General features: G+C 75.3%; 15 protein-coding genes. 6 read left to right on the plus strand and 9 right to left on the minus strand.

The genetic code is table 11. The features are described from left to right. Window positions 1–64 precede the first annotated feature (64 nt). The 8 genes from MHY85_RS15985 to MHY85_RS16020 all read right to left on the minus strand — a co-directional run bounded on the left by MHY85_RS15985 (window position 65) and on the right by MHY85_RS16020 (window position 8,327). Window positions 65–889 (minus strand): ABC transporter permease, encoded by an 825-nt coding sequence (locus MHY85_RS15985; RefSeq protein ID WP_239198018.1) that lies wholly within the window; start codon window positions 887–889, stop codon window positions 65–67. Between the two features lie 3 nt (window positions 890–892). Then, window positions 893–2,101: an ABC transporter ATP-binding protein gene (locus MHY85_RS15990; protein WP_239198020.1), complete on the minus strand. Its 1,209-nt coding sequence runs from the start codon at window positions 2,099–2,101 to the stop codon at window positions 893–895. Then, entirely contained in the window at window positions 2,098–3,171 is a 1,074-nt protein-coding gene (locus tag MHY85_RS15995) for a glycosyltransferase family 4 protein (RefSeq protein WP_239198022.1), read from the minus strand. Before MHY85_RS15995 ends, MHY85_RS15990 begins: the two co-directional genes overlap by 4 nt. Then, complete coding sequence (locus tag MHY85_RS16000; RefSeq protein WP_239198024.1) at window positions 3,164–4,339, minus strand: glycoside hydrolase family 99-like domain-containing protein; 1,176 nt, start codon at window positions 4,337–4,339, stop codon at window positions 3,164–3,166. The genes MHY85_RS15995 and MHY85_RS16000 overlap by 8 nt, the downstream gene beginning before the upstream one ends. A gap of 314 nt (window positions 4,340–4,653) precedes the next feature. After that, entirely contained in the window at window positions 4,654–5,937 is a 1,284-nt protein-coding gene (locus tag MHY85_RS16005; RefSeq protein ID WP_239198026.1) for an NAD(P)H-dependent oxidoreductase, read from the minus strand. Continuing rightward, complete coding sequence (gene rfbC, locus MHY85_RS16010) at window positions 5,934–6,473, minus strand: dTDP-4-dehydrorhamnose 3,5-epimerase (RefSeq protein ID WP_239198028.1); 540 nt, start codon at window positions 6,471–6,473, stop codon at window positions 5,934–5,936. The genes MHY85_RS16005 and rfbC overlap by 4 nt, the downstream gene beginning before the upstream one ends. Beyond that, window positions 6,470–7,498 carry an NAD(P)-dependent oxidoreductase gene (locus MHY85_RS16015; protein WP_239198030.1) on the minus strand — a complete coding sequence of 343 codons (1,029 nt, stop codon included), beginning with the start codon at window positions 7,496–7,498 and terminating at the stop codon, window positions 6,470–6,472. The genes rfbC and MHY85_RS16015 overlap by 4 nt, the downstream gene beginning before the upstream one ends. A 4-nt stretch (window positions 7,499–7,502) precedes the next feature. After that, window positions 7,503–8,327, minus strand: a complete 825-nt coding sequence (locus tag MHY85_RS16020) for a glucose-1-phosphate cytidylyltransferase (RefSeq protein ID WP_158372847.1) — start codon at window positions 8,325–8,327, stop codon at window positions 7,503–7,505. 349 nt (window positions 8,328–8,676) lie between these two features. Here MHY85_RS16020 and MHY85_RS16025 point away from each other — a divergent pair, with 349 nt between their 5' ends. Beyond that, a complete protein-coding gene (locus MHY85_RS16025; protein WP_239198032.1) occupies window positions 8,677–9,516 on the plus strand; it encodes a polysaccharide deacetylase family protein in 840 nt (279 codons plus the stop codon). Continuing rightward, window positions 9,513–10,817, plus strand: coding sequence for a glycosyltransferase family 2 protein (locus tag MHY85_RS16030; protein ID WP_239198034.1), 1,305 nt, complete (start codon window positions 9,513–9,515; stop codon window positions 10,815–10,817). The genes MHY85_RS16025 and MHY85_RS16030 overlap by 4 nt, the downstream gene beginning before the upstream one ends. 134 nt (window positions 10,818–10,951) lie before the next feature. Here the strand turns inward: MHY85_RS16030 and lhgO are convergent, their stop codons facing one another. After that, window positions 10,952–12,172 (minus strand): L-2-hydroxyglutarate oxidase, encoded by a 1,221-nt coding sequence (gene lhgO / locus MHY85_RS16035; RefSeq protein WP_239198036.1) that lies wholly within the window; start codon window positions 12,170–12,172, stop codon window positions 10,952–10,954. Window positions 12,173–12,329: 157 nt separating this feature from the next. On the opposite strand from lhgO, the gene MHY85_RS16040 reads away from it, so the two are divergent. From MHY85_RS16040 to MHY85_RS16055, 4 genes are all read left to right on the plus strand, one after another. Then, window positions 12,330–13,187 carry a glycosyltransferase gene (locus MHY85_RS16040; protein ID WP_239198038.1) on the plus strand — a complete coding sequence of 286 codons (858 nt, stop codon included), beginning with the start codon at window positions 12,330–12,332 and terminating at the stop codon, window positions 13,185–13,187. 38 nt (window positions 13,188–13,225) lie between these two features. Next, on the plus strand, window positions 13,226–14,350 hold the full coding sequence (locus tag MHY85_RS16045; RefSeq protein ID WP_239198040.1) for a glycosyltransferase: 1,125 nt from the start codon (window positions 13,226–13,228) through the stop codon (window positions 14,348–14,350). Between the two features lies 1 nt (window position 14,351). Next, the gene (locus MHY85_RS16050) at window positions 14,352–14,870 is read left to right on the plus strand and encodes a DapH/DapD/GlmU-related protein (RefSeq protein WP_239198042.1); all 519 of its coding nucleotides are present in this window, start codon (window positions 14,352–14,354) and stop codon (window positions 14,868–14,870) included. An 84-nt stretch (window positions 14,871–14,954) separates the two neighbouring features. Further along, a partial coding sequence (locus MHY85_RS16055) for a glycosyltransferase family 2 protein (RefSeq protein WP_239198044.1) occupies window positions 14,955–15,780 on the plus strand: 826 nt, incomplete at its 3' end.

A 15,780-nucleotide genomic window follows, 5' to 3' on the forward strand; every position in this document is an offset into this window, starting at 1 on the left:
GCGCGTCGTCGGCGCGCCCGTCCGGACGGGCGGCGGGGCGGCCGGCCCAGGTGCGGCGGCCACGTCAGATCACGTCCGCGAAGCCGCGTTCCATCTTCGAGAAGATCAGCGCGCCGCCGACGAACACCGCGACGCTCACCCCCGCGGTCGCGGCCATCTGCCACGTCTCCGGCTGCGCCAGGCCGAGCAGCGACCACCGGAAGCCCTCGAGGACCCAGGTCAGCGGGTTGATGTCGAACAGCCAGCGGATGCCCTCGCCCACCTCGCTCAGCGAGTAGGCCAGCGGGCTGGCGTACAGCAGCGTCTGCAGCGCGAACGGCACCACGTAGGCGATGTCGCGGAACTTCACCATCAGGGCCGAGGCGGCCATGCCGAGGCCGGAGCCGAGCAGGATCACCGCGAGGATCCACAGCGGCAGCGTGAGGATCGCCCAGGTGAGCTGGACGTCGTAGAAGATGATCAGCCCGACCATCAGCACGCCCGCCACCAGGAAGTCCACCAGCACCGACAGCACCGAGGACAGCGGGACCAGCAGCCGCGGGAAGAACACCTTGGACACCAGCGCCTGGTTGTTCACCAGCGACGGCGCCGCCCGGGACACGATCCCGTTGAACAGGGTCCACGCCAGCATGCCGGTGAACGAGAACACGAAGTACGGCACGCCGTCGCTGGACAGGTCGGCGATCTGGCCGAACACGATCGAGAAGATGCCGGCGCTCAGCAGCGGCTGCAGCACCACCCAGATCACGCCGAGCGCGGTCTGCCGGTAGCGCAGCTTGAGGTCGCGGATGCCGAACCGGGTGAAGACCTCGCGGGCCTCCCACATCTCGCGCCACGCCGGCAGCGGCAGCCGCCCGGGCGGGTTGATGACAGTCGTGCGCGTGGCCATCGCTCAGCGCCTCTCGTAGTCGAAGTCGGCGAGGACGAGGCCCGCGTCGAGCCCCTCGTCGGAGACCGCCTGCGGGTAGGGCAGCACCGGGTGGATCTCGAACCGGCCGGCGCCCTCGAACGAGTCGAGCACCCCGGAGGAGCACACGAACAGGTCGACGGTGTACTCGCCGGGCTTGAGCCAGGGCTCCTTGATCGTCAGCGCGATCTTCTGCTCCTGCGCCGGGTCCAGCCACAGGCCGCTGACCCGCGAGTCGCACTGCAGGATCGTGGTGCCGTGCCGGTCGTTGATGTGGCAGGACACGAAGTACTTGCCGATGTAGTCCGCGTTGGCCGACACCAGGAACTCGATGGTCTTCGGCTCGGTGGTCTTGTAGAGCGGGCTGGACACCGTCGCGGAGGTGATCCGCACCTCGCCGGTGCCCGGCCGGCGCTCGATGTCCGTCTGGCTGATCGCCACCCGGTCCCGGCTGGTCTGGTAGAGCTCGATCGCGTCGTCGACCGTGCCGTGCATGACGAGCTTGCCGTGCTCCAGGAAGATCGCCGAGGTGCACAGCGTCTTGACCGTCTGCACCTGGTGCGACACGTACAGGACGGTGCGCCCCTCGGACGCGACGGTCCGCATCCGGTCCAGGCACTTGGCCTGGAACTCGGCGTCGCCGACCGCGAGCACCTCGTCGACGGCGAGGATCTCGGTGTCCAGGTGCGCGGCGACCGCGAACGCGAGCCGGACGTACATGCCGGAGGAGTACCGCTTCACGGGGGTGTCGAGGAACTTCTCGACGCCGGAGAACGCCACGATCTCGTCGAAGCGCTGCTTGATCTCGCTCTTGCGCATCCCGAGCAGCGTGCCGTTGAGGAAGACGTTCTCGCGGCCGGTGAGCTCCGGGTGGAAGCCGGTGCCGACCTCCAGCAGCGAGCCGACCCGGCCCGCGAGCTCGATCCGGCCCCGGGTGGGCGCGGCGACGCGGGTCAGCAGCTTGAGCAGCGTCGACTTGCCCGCGCCGTTGCGGCCCAGGATGCCGACGGCCTCGCCGCGGGGGATCTCGAAGCTCACCTCGTCGAGCGCGCGGAACTCCTCGAACTGGGGGCGCTGGAGCGGGTGCCGCAGGCGCTGCAGCACCGCCTCGGCGGCCGTGGACGGGGCGTCGTCGGAGGTGGCGATCCGGTACGACTTCCCGACCCCGGCGGCCCGGATGGCGACTTCGGTCATGACTGGTCTCCGTGCTGCTGAGGGGTCGTGTACAGGCGCTCGTAGGCGTCGGCGACGGCGGTGAGCGAGAAGGCGCGGGACCGCTCGAGTCCCGCGGCGGACAGCGCGGCCCGGCGCGGGGCGTCGAGCAGCACGTCGGCCAGCGCGGTGCCCAGGTCGTCCAGCTCGGCGAGCACCGCGGCGCGGCCCTCGTCGGAGACGTACCGGGCGCCGACGTTCGGGGTGGCGACGACCGGCAGGCCGCTCGCCATCGCCTCGGCGTAGGGGATGCCGAAGCCCTCGTAGGACGACGGCAGGCAGAACACCCAGGCGCGGCGGTAGGCGTCGGCCAGGTCCTCGTCCGAGAGCCGGCCGAGCACCTTGACGCCGGGCCCGGGGTCGGCGGGGGCGTCCCGCGTGACCATCCACAGCTCGGCCTCGGGCACCCGCGGCAGCACGTCCCGGGCGAACGCGGCCGCCAGGTCCTTGCCGCGCTTGCGGCCGTGCCAGGTGCCGACGAACAGCACCACCGGGCGGTCGGCGCGGCCCTCCGCGTCGCCCGGGGTGAACCGGGCGGTGTCGACGCCGTTGGGGATCACGTCGTGCGACCGCGGCACCCAGCGCCGGGTCTGCGGCGAGACCACGACGACCCGGTCGGCGACGACGGACGCCAGCACCTCGGTGAACCCCAGGAGCAGCATCCGCAGCTTCTCCTTGGCGCCGCGGATGTGCCGGGCCTCCTCGAAGCAGGACCCGTGCACCGTGCGGACGTGCAGCGGCGCGCGCCGGCGCCACAGCCAGTAGTCGTCGCCGTGCGCGTGCAGCACGTCGTAGCCGGTGAAGTCCTGCTTGCGCAGGTCGGTCGCGAACCGGAACGTGCGCAGGGAGCCGGACATGGCGACGTGCCGGTGGCCGTAGGCCGCGCCCGGCACCGGCGGGCAGTCGCTGAACATGTCGACGTGGTGGCCGCGGCGCGCCAGCTCGGTGGCGAGCTCGTGGGCCTGGAAGCCGACGCCGATCTTGCTGCCCGACGGGAGGTAGTAGGACAGCATCGCGATGCGCAGCGGGGCCGCGGTGGTGGCCTCAGCCATGCGCGACGCCGTCCGTCGGGGCCGGGGTCGCGAGCGGGTGCGGGGTCAGCACCCGGGCGGGGGTGGTGGCGAGCGTGCTCGTCCCGGTCAGCCCGTCACGCAGCGCCGCCAGCCACGCGTGCCCGTGCTCCAGGTCCGGCTCGAGGTAGTTGCCCTCGGCCCACTCGTTCCACGACTTGACCCACAGCAGCCGCTCGGCGGGCCGGCGGTCCTGCAGGGTCGCGACGGCCTGGCGGACGTGCCGGCCGAACAGCTCGGGGGAGGAGCCGGTGATCGCGAGCCCGCGGGTCCCGGACCGGGGGGTGTTGTCCCAGTTCGGGTAGAGGCACGGCTGCAGGTTCTCGGAGATGCCCGGCGGGGCGGGCTGGAAGTCGGGCGCGTACGGGTAGACCTCGGGGCGTCCGAGCTTGCGCCCGACCCGCATCCGCAGCACGTCGGCGCGGGTCTGCCGGGCGGGGATCCGCATGTACACGCCGGCGTCGAACCCCGCCGCGTCCACGTCGGTGTACTTCGGGCCGCGGCCGAGCAGGTCCGACACCTCGGCCACCAGGTACAGCCCCGGCAGCCCGGCCGCGCGGGCCATGCCCTGCCAGCGGTCGACGAACGCCGCGGCGTCCGGCAGGTCCTCGGGCCGGAACACGTAGAACACGGGGCGGTCGTCCACCCGCAGGTACCGCTCGTCCCGGAACGCCGGCAGCAGCGAGTCGAAGTGCGCCTGCTCGTCCTCGGGGCCGGGGTAGGTCTGCTCCATCAGGACGCGGTCGCTGGCGCCGTGCCAGATGCCGCTCCAGGTCTGGTTGGCCCAGGCGAGGCAGAACTTCACGGAGGGGGCGCCGGACGCCAGCACCTCGGTGAACGGGCGCTCGAGGATCCGCCGGCCGCCGCCGAACCAGTAGTGCCAGTAGATGAACGCCTCGACGCCGTACTGCTGCGCGAGGTCGCTCTGCGCCTGGCGCGCCTCGGGCATCCGCAGGTCGTAGAAGCCCAGGTCCGCCGGGAGGTGCGGCTGGACGTGCCCCCGGAACAGGGGGCGGGCCTTGGCGGCGTTGCGCCACTCGGTGAAGCCCGGGCCCCACCACGCGTCGTTCTCCGGCACCGGGTGGAACTGGGGCAGGTAGAACGTCACGGCGCGGGCGCGCAGGTCCGTGCTGCTGTCGGTGGACGGCACGGTCCCCCCTCTCCTGGTGGTCCTGGGTGGCCGAGGGGGACGGGTCGTCGTCCCCCAGGCCCGTTCCTGCTGGGATGCAGCCTATGAGTAGATTTGTCCGGTTTGTCCGTCGACCCCGGGTGAAGCCGCTGGCATCCGGGTGATGCGCGCCGGGGCGGCGAGCCGGCACGCGCCGCCGGCGTGCCGGAGCGCTCGCGCGGGCGGCGGGGCCCGCCCGACCTACGCTTTCCTGCCCCACCCACGCCGATCGGGGAGGGTGGGGCAGGAACGCGTAGGCGAGGCGACGTCGCGGGGCGCAGGCCGACCGCGCGCGGTCAGGCCAGGGCGGCCTGGGCCTCGCGGAGGCGGTCGACGAGGCGGCCCTCGGGGAGGGTCACGTCGTCGTACGTCAGGGTCGCGTCCTTGGGGACGTCCCGGACGAGGACGCAGCCCTCGGCGACGCCGACGGGGAGCAGGCGCTCGTCCCGGGTGACCGACGCCTTCTCGGCCTGGCCGTAGTAGTGGTACCCGCCGAGCGCGTCGAGGACGGTGCCCGCCGCCAGGTCGGTCTTGGCCGTCGTCACGACCTCGACGCTCGGCGCCCCGAGCGGCCGGATCGTCGCGTCGCCGAGCAGCGCGGCCCGGGCGATCGTCGTCGGCACCTCGAAGTGGCACAGGTGGTACGGCTGGTAGAACGAGTAGAGCGGCCCGGTGCCCAGCTTGTAGAGCTCCAGGTAGTGCCGCTGCTTCGGGTCGTCGTGCGTCGCGAGGATGTACACGCCCGGCCCGGGGCGCGCCCCGACCACGTAGTCCACGGCGCCGCCGAGCGCGCGCAGCTCGTCCACGTCGTACCGGGTGGTGAGCTCGTCGACGTGGCCGTCGTGGTCCATGCCGAGCATGCCCCGCCGGTGTACCGACATGCCGGTCGCGTTGGCGACCAGCGCCTGCTCCACGGACACCTTGGTGCCGTCCGCGAACGACGTGACCATGTGCGGGTCCTGGCCCCACCGCTCGGCGAACGCCTTCTGGGTCGTCGGGGTCCGGTACTCGTCCTGCAGGCCCTTGATGTTGCCCGCGACCAGCGGTGTCAGCCCGAGCCCGGTGACGAACCGGTGCAGGTTCATCTGCACGCCGGGCTGGTCGCCGTCGCAGCCGGTGTAGACGACGCCGGCCTTGTCGGCCAGGCGCGCGAGCTCGCCGCCGACCGTGGCGTCGACCTCGGCGTTCATCAGCACCAGGTGCTTGCCGTGCTCGAAGCAGGCGAGCGCGACGTGCGCGCCGAACTCGACGGCGCCGGTCACGTCCACCACGACGTCGACCGCGTCGGACGCGATCGCGACCCGGTAGTCGGCGGTGACGGCGGGGGTCCCGGACGCGGCGGCGCGCGCCAGGGCGGCGGGGGAGTCGACCTCGACGACGCCGGACAGGCCCGCCTCGGTGTAGGCCCGGACGCCCTGCTCGGGGTGCCGGGCGGCGATCGCGACGACGTCCATGCCGGGCACGGAGTTGACGATCTGGTTCACCAGGCCGCGGCCCATGAACCCGGCGCCGACCAGCGCCACCCGGACCGGGCGGCCGTCGGCCTGGCGCGCCTTCAGCAGCGAGTCGACGACGATCACTTCGCGACCACCTCGACCAGCGGCCAGCCCGCGTCCTTGTCGGAGATCACCGTGACGGGCACCGGCCACTCGATGCCGAACGCGGCGTCGTCGTACCGGAAGCCCTGCTCGCCCTCGGGGGCGTACGGGCCGCTGACCTGGTAGATCACCTCGGTGTCGTCCGCCAGCGTCTGGTAGCCGTGGGCGACGTACGGCGGGATGAACAGCGCACGCCGGTTGGCGGCGGTCAGCTCGACCATCACGTGCGCGCCGTACGTCGGGGAGTCCGGGCGGACGTCCACGGCGACGTCGACGATCGCGCCCGCGGTGCACCGCACGAGCTTGCCCTCGGCGTACGGCGGCACCTGGCGGTGCAGCCCGCGCAGGGTGCCCGCGGCGTGGTTGTACGACAGGTTGCACTGCGCGACGGTCGTGTCCAGGCCGTGGGCCTCGAACTCGGTCGTGTCGAACGTGCGGGCGAAGAACCCGCGGTCGTCCGAGCGGAGCTCCAGGTCGACGATCATCACGCCGTCGACGGCGGTCGGGGTGTACTTCACGGGTTCACCGTCCAGAACAGCTGCGGGTCCACCTGGCCGGTCTTGAGCAGGTGCTCGATCTGCGCCAGGCGGGTGTGGCCGCGCCCGGTGAAGGTCTCGGTGTCGAGCTGGATCTGCTCGAACACCCGGTGCAGCTGGGCGGCGCCGGCGGCGGCGTCCCAGTCCGTCTCGAACCCGGGCAGCACCTCGCGGATCTTCGCGAACGACACCCGGTAGGACCGGTTGTCCGCGCTCGGCTCGCCGAACGACACCTCGCAGCCGGGGAACTCGGCCCCGACCGTCTCGGCGATCTCGCGCACCGTGTAGTTGTTCGCGTCGGCGCCGACGTTGAGCACCTGCGCGTGCACGTCCTGGCGCGGGGCGTCGAGCACCGCGCGGATCGCCTTGGCGATGTCCAGGCCGTGCACCAGGGGCCGCCACGGGGTGCCGTCGGAGGTCATCGCGATCCGGTGCGTCGTCCAGGCCAGCCCGGCCAGGTTGTTCAGCACGATGTCGAACCGCTGCCGCGGCGAGGCGCCGAACGCGGTGGCGTTGCGCAGGAACGTCGGGGAGAAGTCGTCGTCGGCCAGCGCCGTGACGTCCCGCTCCACCAGGGCCTTGCACCGGGCGTAGGCGGTCTGCGGGTCGGTCGGGCTGGTCTCGTCGACCGTGCCGTCGGCGACCCCGTAGACCGAGCAGGACGACATGTAGACGAACCGCGAGACCCCGGCGCGCTTGGCGGCCGAGGCCAGCGCCACCGAGCCGTGGTGGTTGATGTCGTACGTGACCTCGCCGATCCGGTCGCCGATCGGGTCGTTCGACAGCTCGGCCATGTGGACCACCGCGTCGTACCCGGCGAGGTCGTCCGGCGTGACGTGCCGGATGTCCTTGACGAGCGTGTGCGGGGTCTCGTGGACGCCGTTGTAGAGCCAGCCGTTCTTGTAGTAGCCGGTGTCGAGGCCGGTGACCTCGTCGCCGCGGCCCAGCAGCGTCGGTGCGAGCAGGCTGCCGAGGTAGCCCTCGGTGCCGGTGACCAGGATGCGCACGCGCTCAGTCCTCCCAGATCTTCCAGGGGGCGCGACCTGCGTCCCACAGTCCGTTCAGCTCCGTCCAGTCACGGAACGTGTCCATGCCCATCCAGAAGCCCTCGTGCTCGTAGACCGACAGCTGCCGGTCCCGGGCGAGCTGCTGCAGCGGTGCGCTCTCGAGCATCACCGCCGGGTCGTCGTCGAGGTACTTGTCGACGAACTCCCGCTCGAAGAGGAAGAACCCGCCGTTGACCCAGCCGTCGGCGAGCGTCGGCTTCTCGTTGAACTCGACGACCGTGTCGCCCTCGACCCGCATCTCGCCGTAGCGGCTGGACGGGTGGACGCCGGTCAGCGTCCCGAGCAGGCCCTGCTCGACGTGGTGCCGCAGGGCGCCGGTGATGTCGACGTCGCCGATGCCGTCGCCGTAGGTGAGCGCGAACCGGTCGGCGTCCAGGTGCTGCGCGACCCGTCGGATGCGCGCCGCGGTGGCCGTGGTCAGCCCCGTCTCGACGAACGTGATCTCCCAGTCCTCCTTGGCGGCGGTGCCGTGGAAGACGGGCTCCGACCCGGTGCCGTCGCCACCGAGGTGCAGCGTGAAGTCCGAGGTCAGGTGCCGGTAGTCCAGGAAGTACTGCTTGATCAGGTCGCTCTTGTACCCGAGCGCCAGCACGAACCGGCGGAAGCCGTGCTCGCTGTACGTCTTCATGATGTGCCAGAGGATCGGCCTGCCGCCGATGTCGACCAGCGGCTTGGGCAGCTTCTCGCTGGCTTCGCGGAGACGCGTCCCCATGCCGCCGCACAGGATCACCACCGGGATGTCGGCGGGCGACAGGTCGCCTGCGGTCATGGCTCCTCCTCGGACGGGGGGTGTGGGATGGCGCCGCGATCGCGCCGCGGCAGCCCCGAGGCTAGTCCGGGCATTTCATGCCAGACAGGTACTAACGGGTGAAAACCGGACATATCACCCCCCCGGGTCCGCCGGGGTGGGGTGGGGTCCCCCGGGTGGCCCACGCCCGCTCCGTGGGCCGGCTCGGCGGGGGCGCCGCGCGGGCCGTCCGGGGGCGGTGGGGCGAAACCTGTCGAGCGTTCGGGTGAAAAGCCCCAAATCGGACAAACCGGGCCTGGTCGTGCGAGCACACTGTCGTCCGGCGAGCCCGCCTGCGGGGACGCCGGACGGATGCGAGGGGGGAAGGTCGATGGTCGTCGAGAAGCCGGCGCTGCACCGGGGTGCCCGTCCCGCACCGCGGGTCCCGGGGGAGATCCTGGTCCTGCGGCGGGACCTCGGGGAGTTCGGGGCACCCGCGCCACGTCCGCTGCCCGACCGGGCCGCGCTGCGCCTCGCCCGGCCGCTGCTCCGCGGCCTCGCGCCCACGGCGTGCGTGCACACCGCCGACGCGGTCGCGGCCCTGACGTACGACGACGGCCCGCACCCCGACCACACGCCCGGCCTGCTCGACGTGCTCGCCGACCGCGGCCTGCGCGCCACCTTCTTCGTCCTGGCGGACGCCGCCGAGGCGCACCCGGACCTGGTGCGTCGCCTCGTCGCCGAGGGCCACGAGCTCGCCCTGCACGGCCCGGACCACGGCCGGCTCAACCGGCTGCCGGACGCCGAGGCGGTCCGCGTGGTCGCCGACGCCCGGCACCGCGTCGAGGCGGTGGCCGGCGTGCCCGTCACGCTGTTCCGCCCGCCGTACGGGGCGCACCGGCCCGGGTCGCTGCGGGGCTGGACGCGCTCCGGGCTCGACGTCGTCATCTGGTCCGGCTGGGCGGAGGACTGGGTCGACGCGCCCGTCGCGGAGGTCGCGGCCCGCGCCCGCGCCGCGCTGCACCCCGGGGGCATCCTGCTGCTGCACGACACCCGGGCGGACCCCGAGACGCTCGGCGCCGGCGAGGAGCTGCCCCGGTTCGACCGGGCCGCGGTCACCGCCGCGCTGGTCGACCCGCTGCTCGGGGCGGGCTGGTCGTTCGACACCGTCGGCGGCCTGCTGGGCCGGTACCCCCGGGTCCGGACCGTGTTCCGGGAGCTGATGTCGTGAGCGGGCTCCGGGACGGCGTCGCGCGCCCCGCGGGCGTCGAGCTCACCGTCGTCATCGCCGCCTTCGACGCCGAGGCCACCCTCGGCGAGCAGCTCGACGCGCTCGCCGCGCAGTGCGCGCCGTTCGGCTGGGAGCTGGTCGTCGCGGACAACGGCTCCACCGACGGCACCGCGGACCTCGCCCGCTCCTACGCGGACCGGCTGCCGGTCCGGGTCGTCGACGCCTCGGCCACCCGCGGCGCCGGCGCGGCCCGCAACGTGGGCGTCTCCGTCGCGCGCGCCCCGCTGGTCGCGTTCTGCGACGCGGACGACGTCGTCGGCGACGGCTGGCTCGTCGCGATGCGGACCGCCCTGCGCACGCACGCCTTCGTCGCCGGCCGGTTCGACGCGCAGCGGCTGAACACGCCCCGCGTGCTCCGGTCGCGCACCGTCCCCCAGACGGCGGGGCTGCAGGAGTCGACCCGGCTGCCCGGGCTGCACGCCGCCGGGGCCGGGAACATGGGCATCCGCGCGGACCTGTTCCGCGCGGTCGGCGGGTTCGACCCCGGCTGCCTGTTCCTGGAGGACACCGACCTGTGCTGGCGGGTGCAGCTCGCCGGGGTGCCGCTGACCTGGGTGCCGGAGGCCGTGCTGCACGTGCGGCTGCGCGGGAGCGTGTGGTCCTCGGCGCAGCAGGGCTACCACTACGGCACGGGTGAGCGCTGGCTCGCGCTGCGGTACCGGGAGCAGGAGGACCGGCTGCGGGCCCTCGCGGCTGCGGGGGCGGCGGCCGGGGTGCCGGCTGGTGTGCCCGCCGCGGCGGACCAGGGCGGCGCGGGCCGGGCGGCGGGCTCGCTCGCGGGCGCGGCGTTCGCGGGCGCGGCCGTCGGCATAGCGATGGCGGACCCGGCGCTCGCCGGCGGCCTGGTCCCGGCGGGTCAGCTCGCGGCCGGCGCGGCGCTCACCGGCGCCGGTCTCACCGGGGCGGGCCTCGCGGCGACGGGCGGTGGCCCGCACCGGCCGGGCGCCGCGCGCGCGGCCCGCCGGCTCGCGGCGACGGGCGGCGACCTGCTGCGCGTGCGCTCGCTCGGCGACCTCGGGCGCTGGTCGTGGGACGTCGGCTGGGGCGTCGGGTACGCCTTCGGCCGCGTCGACCCGCCGGCGCCGGTGCGGGCGCCCGGCGTGGCGTCGGCGCCCGGTGCCGCCGCACCCGGTGCCGCCGCGCCCGCCGCGCCCCGTGCGGGGACGCCCGTGCCCGCGCCGGCCCCGTCCGTCGTGCCGGGGCCCGCGGCCGCGACGGCCCGGCGGCAGGGCGCCGCCTGAGCCGCGGCGCCGGGCCCGCGCCCCCCTCGCGGCCCGGCGCCGCACCCGTGCGCGCCCGCGCGAGGTGCCCCACCTGCGACGGTCCGCCGCCGTGCGAGCGGGGCCGCCCGGGTGCGCCGCCGGTGCTGCCCGCGTCAGGCCGTGTGCGCCGCCGGCACCGCGGCGTCGAGCTGGTCGACGATGTGCCGCGCGATCTCCAGGGACGCCGTGGCCGCGGGCGACGGGGCGTTCAGCACGTGCACCTGCCGGCCCTCGCCCTGCAGCAGGAAGTCGTCGACGAGCCCGCCGTCGCGGCGCAGCGCCTGCGCACGCACCCCGGCGGGGGCGGGCACCAGGTCGGCCGCGGAGATCCCCGGGACCAGCCGCGACAGGCTCCGGGCGAAGGCGCGCCGCGACAGCGACCGGCCGACCTCGGCGGCGCCGGGGACCAGGTTGCGCGCGGCGAGCCGCCACAGCCCGGGCCACGCCAGGCTGTCGGCGAGGTCGCGCGGCGAGACGTCGGTCCAGGTGTACCCCTCGCGGGCGAGCGCGAGCACCGCGTTCGGCCCGGCGTGCACGTGCCCCTCGATGCCGCGGGTGAGGTGCACGCCGAGGAACGGGAACCGCGGGTCTGGCACCGGGTAGATGAGGCCGCGGACCTGCGCACCGGCCTCGGGGGTCAGCTCGAAGTACTCGCCGCGGAACGGGACGATCCGGGCCTCGGGATCGAGCCCGCAGGCCCGCGCGAGCCGGTCGGCGTGCAGCCCGGCGCACACCACGAGCGCGTCGGCCTCCCGGTCGGCGCGCGACGTGCGGATCTCCACCCGGCCCGGGGCGCCGGGGGCGTCCGGGACGGTGCGCGCGGCCAGCACCTCCTCGCCGAACAGGATCCGGCCCCCCGCTGCCTCGACGTCCGCGGCGAGCGCCCGGCACACGCCGGGGTAGTCGACGATGCCGGTGCTCTCGACCCGCAGGGCCGCGACCGCGCGGACGTGCGGCTCGTACTCGCGCGCCTCCGTGGGGCTGAGGCGGCGCGCGGGCACGCCGTTGGCCGCGGCGCGGCCGGCGAGCTTCTCGAGCTGCGGCACCTCCGCGTCCGAGGTGGCGACGACGAGCTTCCCGCACACCTCGACCGGCACGCCCTTCGCGCGGGCGTAGTCGACCATCGAGCGCGCGCCCGCCGCGGCCATCGTCGCCTTGAGGCTGCCGGGCGCGTAGTACAGGCCCGAGTGGATGACGCCGGAGTTCCGGCCGGTCTGGTGCAGCGCCAGGCCGTCCTCCTTCTCCAGGACGGTGACCTCGTCGCCGCGCGCGGCGAGCCGGGCCGCCACCGCCAGTCCGACGATGCCGGATCCCACGACGACGACGTGGCTCATGCGTGCTCCTCGGTGCTGCGGGCCCGGTCGGGGCGGTGCGGGACGGCTCGCCCGCACGGCGAGGCTAGCCGCCGGTTCTGTCCCCTATGTCGCGTTTCACCCCAATTCACCCTTCGGGCGGTGCCCCCCGCGGGGGACGCCGACCTACGCTCGGGCCATGACCCCCCCGAGCACGGTGAGTGCCGTCGTGTACTCCCGGAACGAGGCCGACCAGCTGCGCGACTGCCTCCCGCTGCTGGCCGGCTTCGACGAGGTGGTCGTCTGCGACATGGCGTCGACCGACGACACCCGGGAGGTCGCCGCCGCGCACGGCGCCCGCGTCGTGCCGGTGCCCGACGCCCCGGTGGTGGAGGAGGTCCGCCAGCGCGGCCTCGACGCCGCGACCAGCGACTGGGTGCTGTTCGTCGACGCCGACGAGCACCTGCCCGCCGGGTTCCGCGCCGCCCTGCAGCCCGTCCTGGACCGGCCCGACCTGGCCGGCGTCCGCCTGCGCTACGACAACGTCGCCTACGGCCGGATGCTCGAGCACTCCCTGCAGGGCAGCGCGAAGTACGCGCTGCTGCGCCGCGGCCGCGCGCACTACGCCGAGCCGGCGCTCGCCCACGTGCCGCCGGTGCTCGACGGGCCCGGGATCGACGCACCGGACTCCGTGCCCGCGATCGCGCACCTCAACTTCCGCTCCGTCGGCCAGACCACGGAGAAGGTGCTGCGCTACGCCGCCAACAACCCCGGGCGGTTCACCCGTCTGGACGACCCCGTCCGGCTGGTCCGGGAGCTGCTGCGCTCGACGGTGTTCAGCGGGGCCTGGCGGGACGGCCGCGCGGGGTTCGCCGTCGCGGCGCTGCACACCTTCGGGCACCTGTACGGCTCGCTGCTGGAGGCCGAGCGCGCGGGCACCCTCACCCAGGACCTGCCCGCCCGGGACGCCCGGCTGCTGGGCGCCGCGGAGGGCGTGCAGCGGGCCGGGGTCGGCGCGCGCGACCGGGTGCGCCGGGCCGGCCGGGGGCGGCGGTGACCGCGCCCGCGCCGGGTGCCGCGGCGACGGCGCGCTTCGTGCACGTCACCCGCCTGCCGCCGAGCCCCAGCGGGGTCGCCGCGTACGCCGCGGCGTTCCGCCCGGTCCTCGACGCGCTCGGCCCCACGGACACCGAGCTCCTGCCGCCGGCGCCCGAGGCGTCCCAGTCCGCGGCCCTGGCGGTGCGCCTGGCGCGCCGGCTCGCCCGGCGGGACCGGGACGTGGTGCTCGTCGTCGAGCAGGCCGGCCGCGGGCTCGCCGAGTTCTGGGCCGCCTGGTGGGCCGCCCGCCGGGGGCACCGGGTCTGGCTGATGGTGCACGACGTCCCCGAGCTGTCCGGCGGCGCGTTCTTCAGCACGCTGCTCGACCGCCGGGGCGGCCGCCGGGTCGCCGCGGCCCTGTCGGGGACCGTGGGGCGGCGCGCCGAGCGGGACCTGCTGCGCCGGGCCGAGCGCGTGCTGTGCCTGTCGCCGTCCGGCGCGGCGGCGCTCGCGGCCGCGCACCGGCTGGACCGGCCCGTCGAGGCGGTGCCGCACGTCGGCACCGCGACCGTGGACTCCGTCGACGGCCGGACCGAGGTCCTGGTGCCCGGGTACGTCGCCGCCGCCGAGGACGTGCTGCCCCTGGTGCGCTCGGCGGCCGACCTGCCGGACGGGTGGGTGCTCGCGGTGGGCGCCTGCGGCGAGGGCACGGCGCGCGCGATCGCGGACGCGGCGGCCGCCGCCGGCACCACGGACCGGGTCCGGCTGCTCGGCTTCCTGCCGGAGGCGGGCGTCCGCGCGGCGTTCGCGCGGGCGGCCGTCGTCGTGCGCTGGCGGCGCGGCGGCTGGGGCGGCGGCGGTGCGCACGCGGTCAGCGGGCCGCTCGTCGCCGCGCTGGGGAACGGCTGCGCCGTCGTCACCAACGACTCGCGCGGCGCGGGCCACCTCTTCGACGAGGCCCGGGTGCACGTCGTCGGCGACGGCGAGGCCGGCGAGCGCGCGCTGCTGGACGCGGTCCGGGCCCTCGTGGCCGACCCCGCGGACCGGCGCGCACGCGGTGAGGCAGGCCGGGCGCTGGTCCGGCGGGAGCACACGGTGGCGGCGCTCGCCGCGCGGCTGCGGCCCGGGGCCGCGGCCCCGGTGCACGAGCACGCGGGCGCGGCCCGCGGGGAGGACGGCTGACGTGGGTCGACGGGGCGAGCTCGTCTTCAACCGGGCGCTGACGCACGTGCCCAGCAACGAGCTGCGGATCCGCACGCTCCGGCGGCTGGGCGCGGACCTCGGCGAGCACGTGTACCTTTTCGGCGGGTCCGAGGTGCTCGAGCCGGGCAACCTGCGGATCGCGGGGCGCTGCCATGTCGGGCGGTTCTGCCAGATCGACGCCCGGGGCGGCATCGACATCGGCTACGACGTGGTCATCGCGAGCCACGTCCTGCTGGTCACCGCCGACCACGACCTGCGCGACCCCGGCTTCGCCGGCCGGCTCGGGCCCATCACCATCGGCGACCGCGCCTGGCTCGCCAGCCGGTCGACCGTCGTGCGCGGCGTGACCATCGGGGAGGGCGCCGTCGTGGCCGCCGGCGCCGTCGTCACCCAGGACGTCGACCCGTGGACGATCGTCGGCGGCGTGCCCGCCCGGCCCATCGGCGAGCGGCCGCGGGAGCAGCACTACCGGATCGACTACGGCCCGGAGCGGTACTGACCGCGCGCGCCCGCTCGCGCGCCACCGGCCCGCTGTGATCTGCTACGGGTGATTTGTCCCGTTTGTGGTGAGCCAGGGGGAGCCATGACCGCAGCGCGCCCGACCGCCGGCGGGCCACCCGGTCCCGGGGGCGACGCCGGCCGCGGCCCGGCGCTCGACGTGTCGGTGGTGATCGCGGCGCGCGACGCCGAGGCCACCCTGCCCGCGCAGCTGGCGGCCCTCGCCGATCAGGACCCCGCCTGCACCTGGGAGGTGCTGGTCGCGGACAACGGCTCGACCGACCGGACCCGCGACGTCGTCCTGGACGCCGCCCGCCGGACGGAGCGCGTGCGCCTGGTCGACGCGTCGGCGGTCCGCGGCGCCGGCGCTGCCCGGAACGCCGCCGCACGCGTCGCCCGGGGCGGGGCGCTGCTGTTCTGCGACGCCGACGACGTCGTCGCGCCCGGCTGGATCGACGCCCTGCACCGCGCGCTCCGCGGCTCCGACGTGGTCGCGGGCCGGCTCGAGTGGGAGCGCCTCAACAGCCGCGCGGCGCAGGGCTCCCGGGCGCTGCCGCAGGTGGACGGGCTGCAGCACGCCGAACCGCTGCCCGACCTCGGCTGCGCCAGCTCCAGCAACCTCGCCGTCCGGCGGTCGCTGTTCGACCGGCTCGGCGGCTTCGACGCGCGGGCGCGCTACCTCCAGGACACCGACCTGTGCTGGCGGGCCCAGCTCGCCGGCGGCACCCTCGTGTTCGAGCCCGCCGCGGTCGTCCACATGCGCCTGCGGCCGGGCCTCGTCGGCGCCTGGCGGCAGGGGCGCGGCACCGGCATGGGGCAGCGCTGGCTCGCCGCGCGGTACGCGGAGGTGGCCGCCCGGGCGGCGGCGCCCGACGCGGAGGGCGCGGGGGAGGTCCGGGCCGCCGGAGGGC

The organism is Cellulomonas sp. ACRRI (assembly GCF_022346185.1).
Lineage (GTDB): Bacteria > Actinomycetota > Actinomycetes > Actinomycetales > Cellulomonadaceae > Cellulomonas.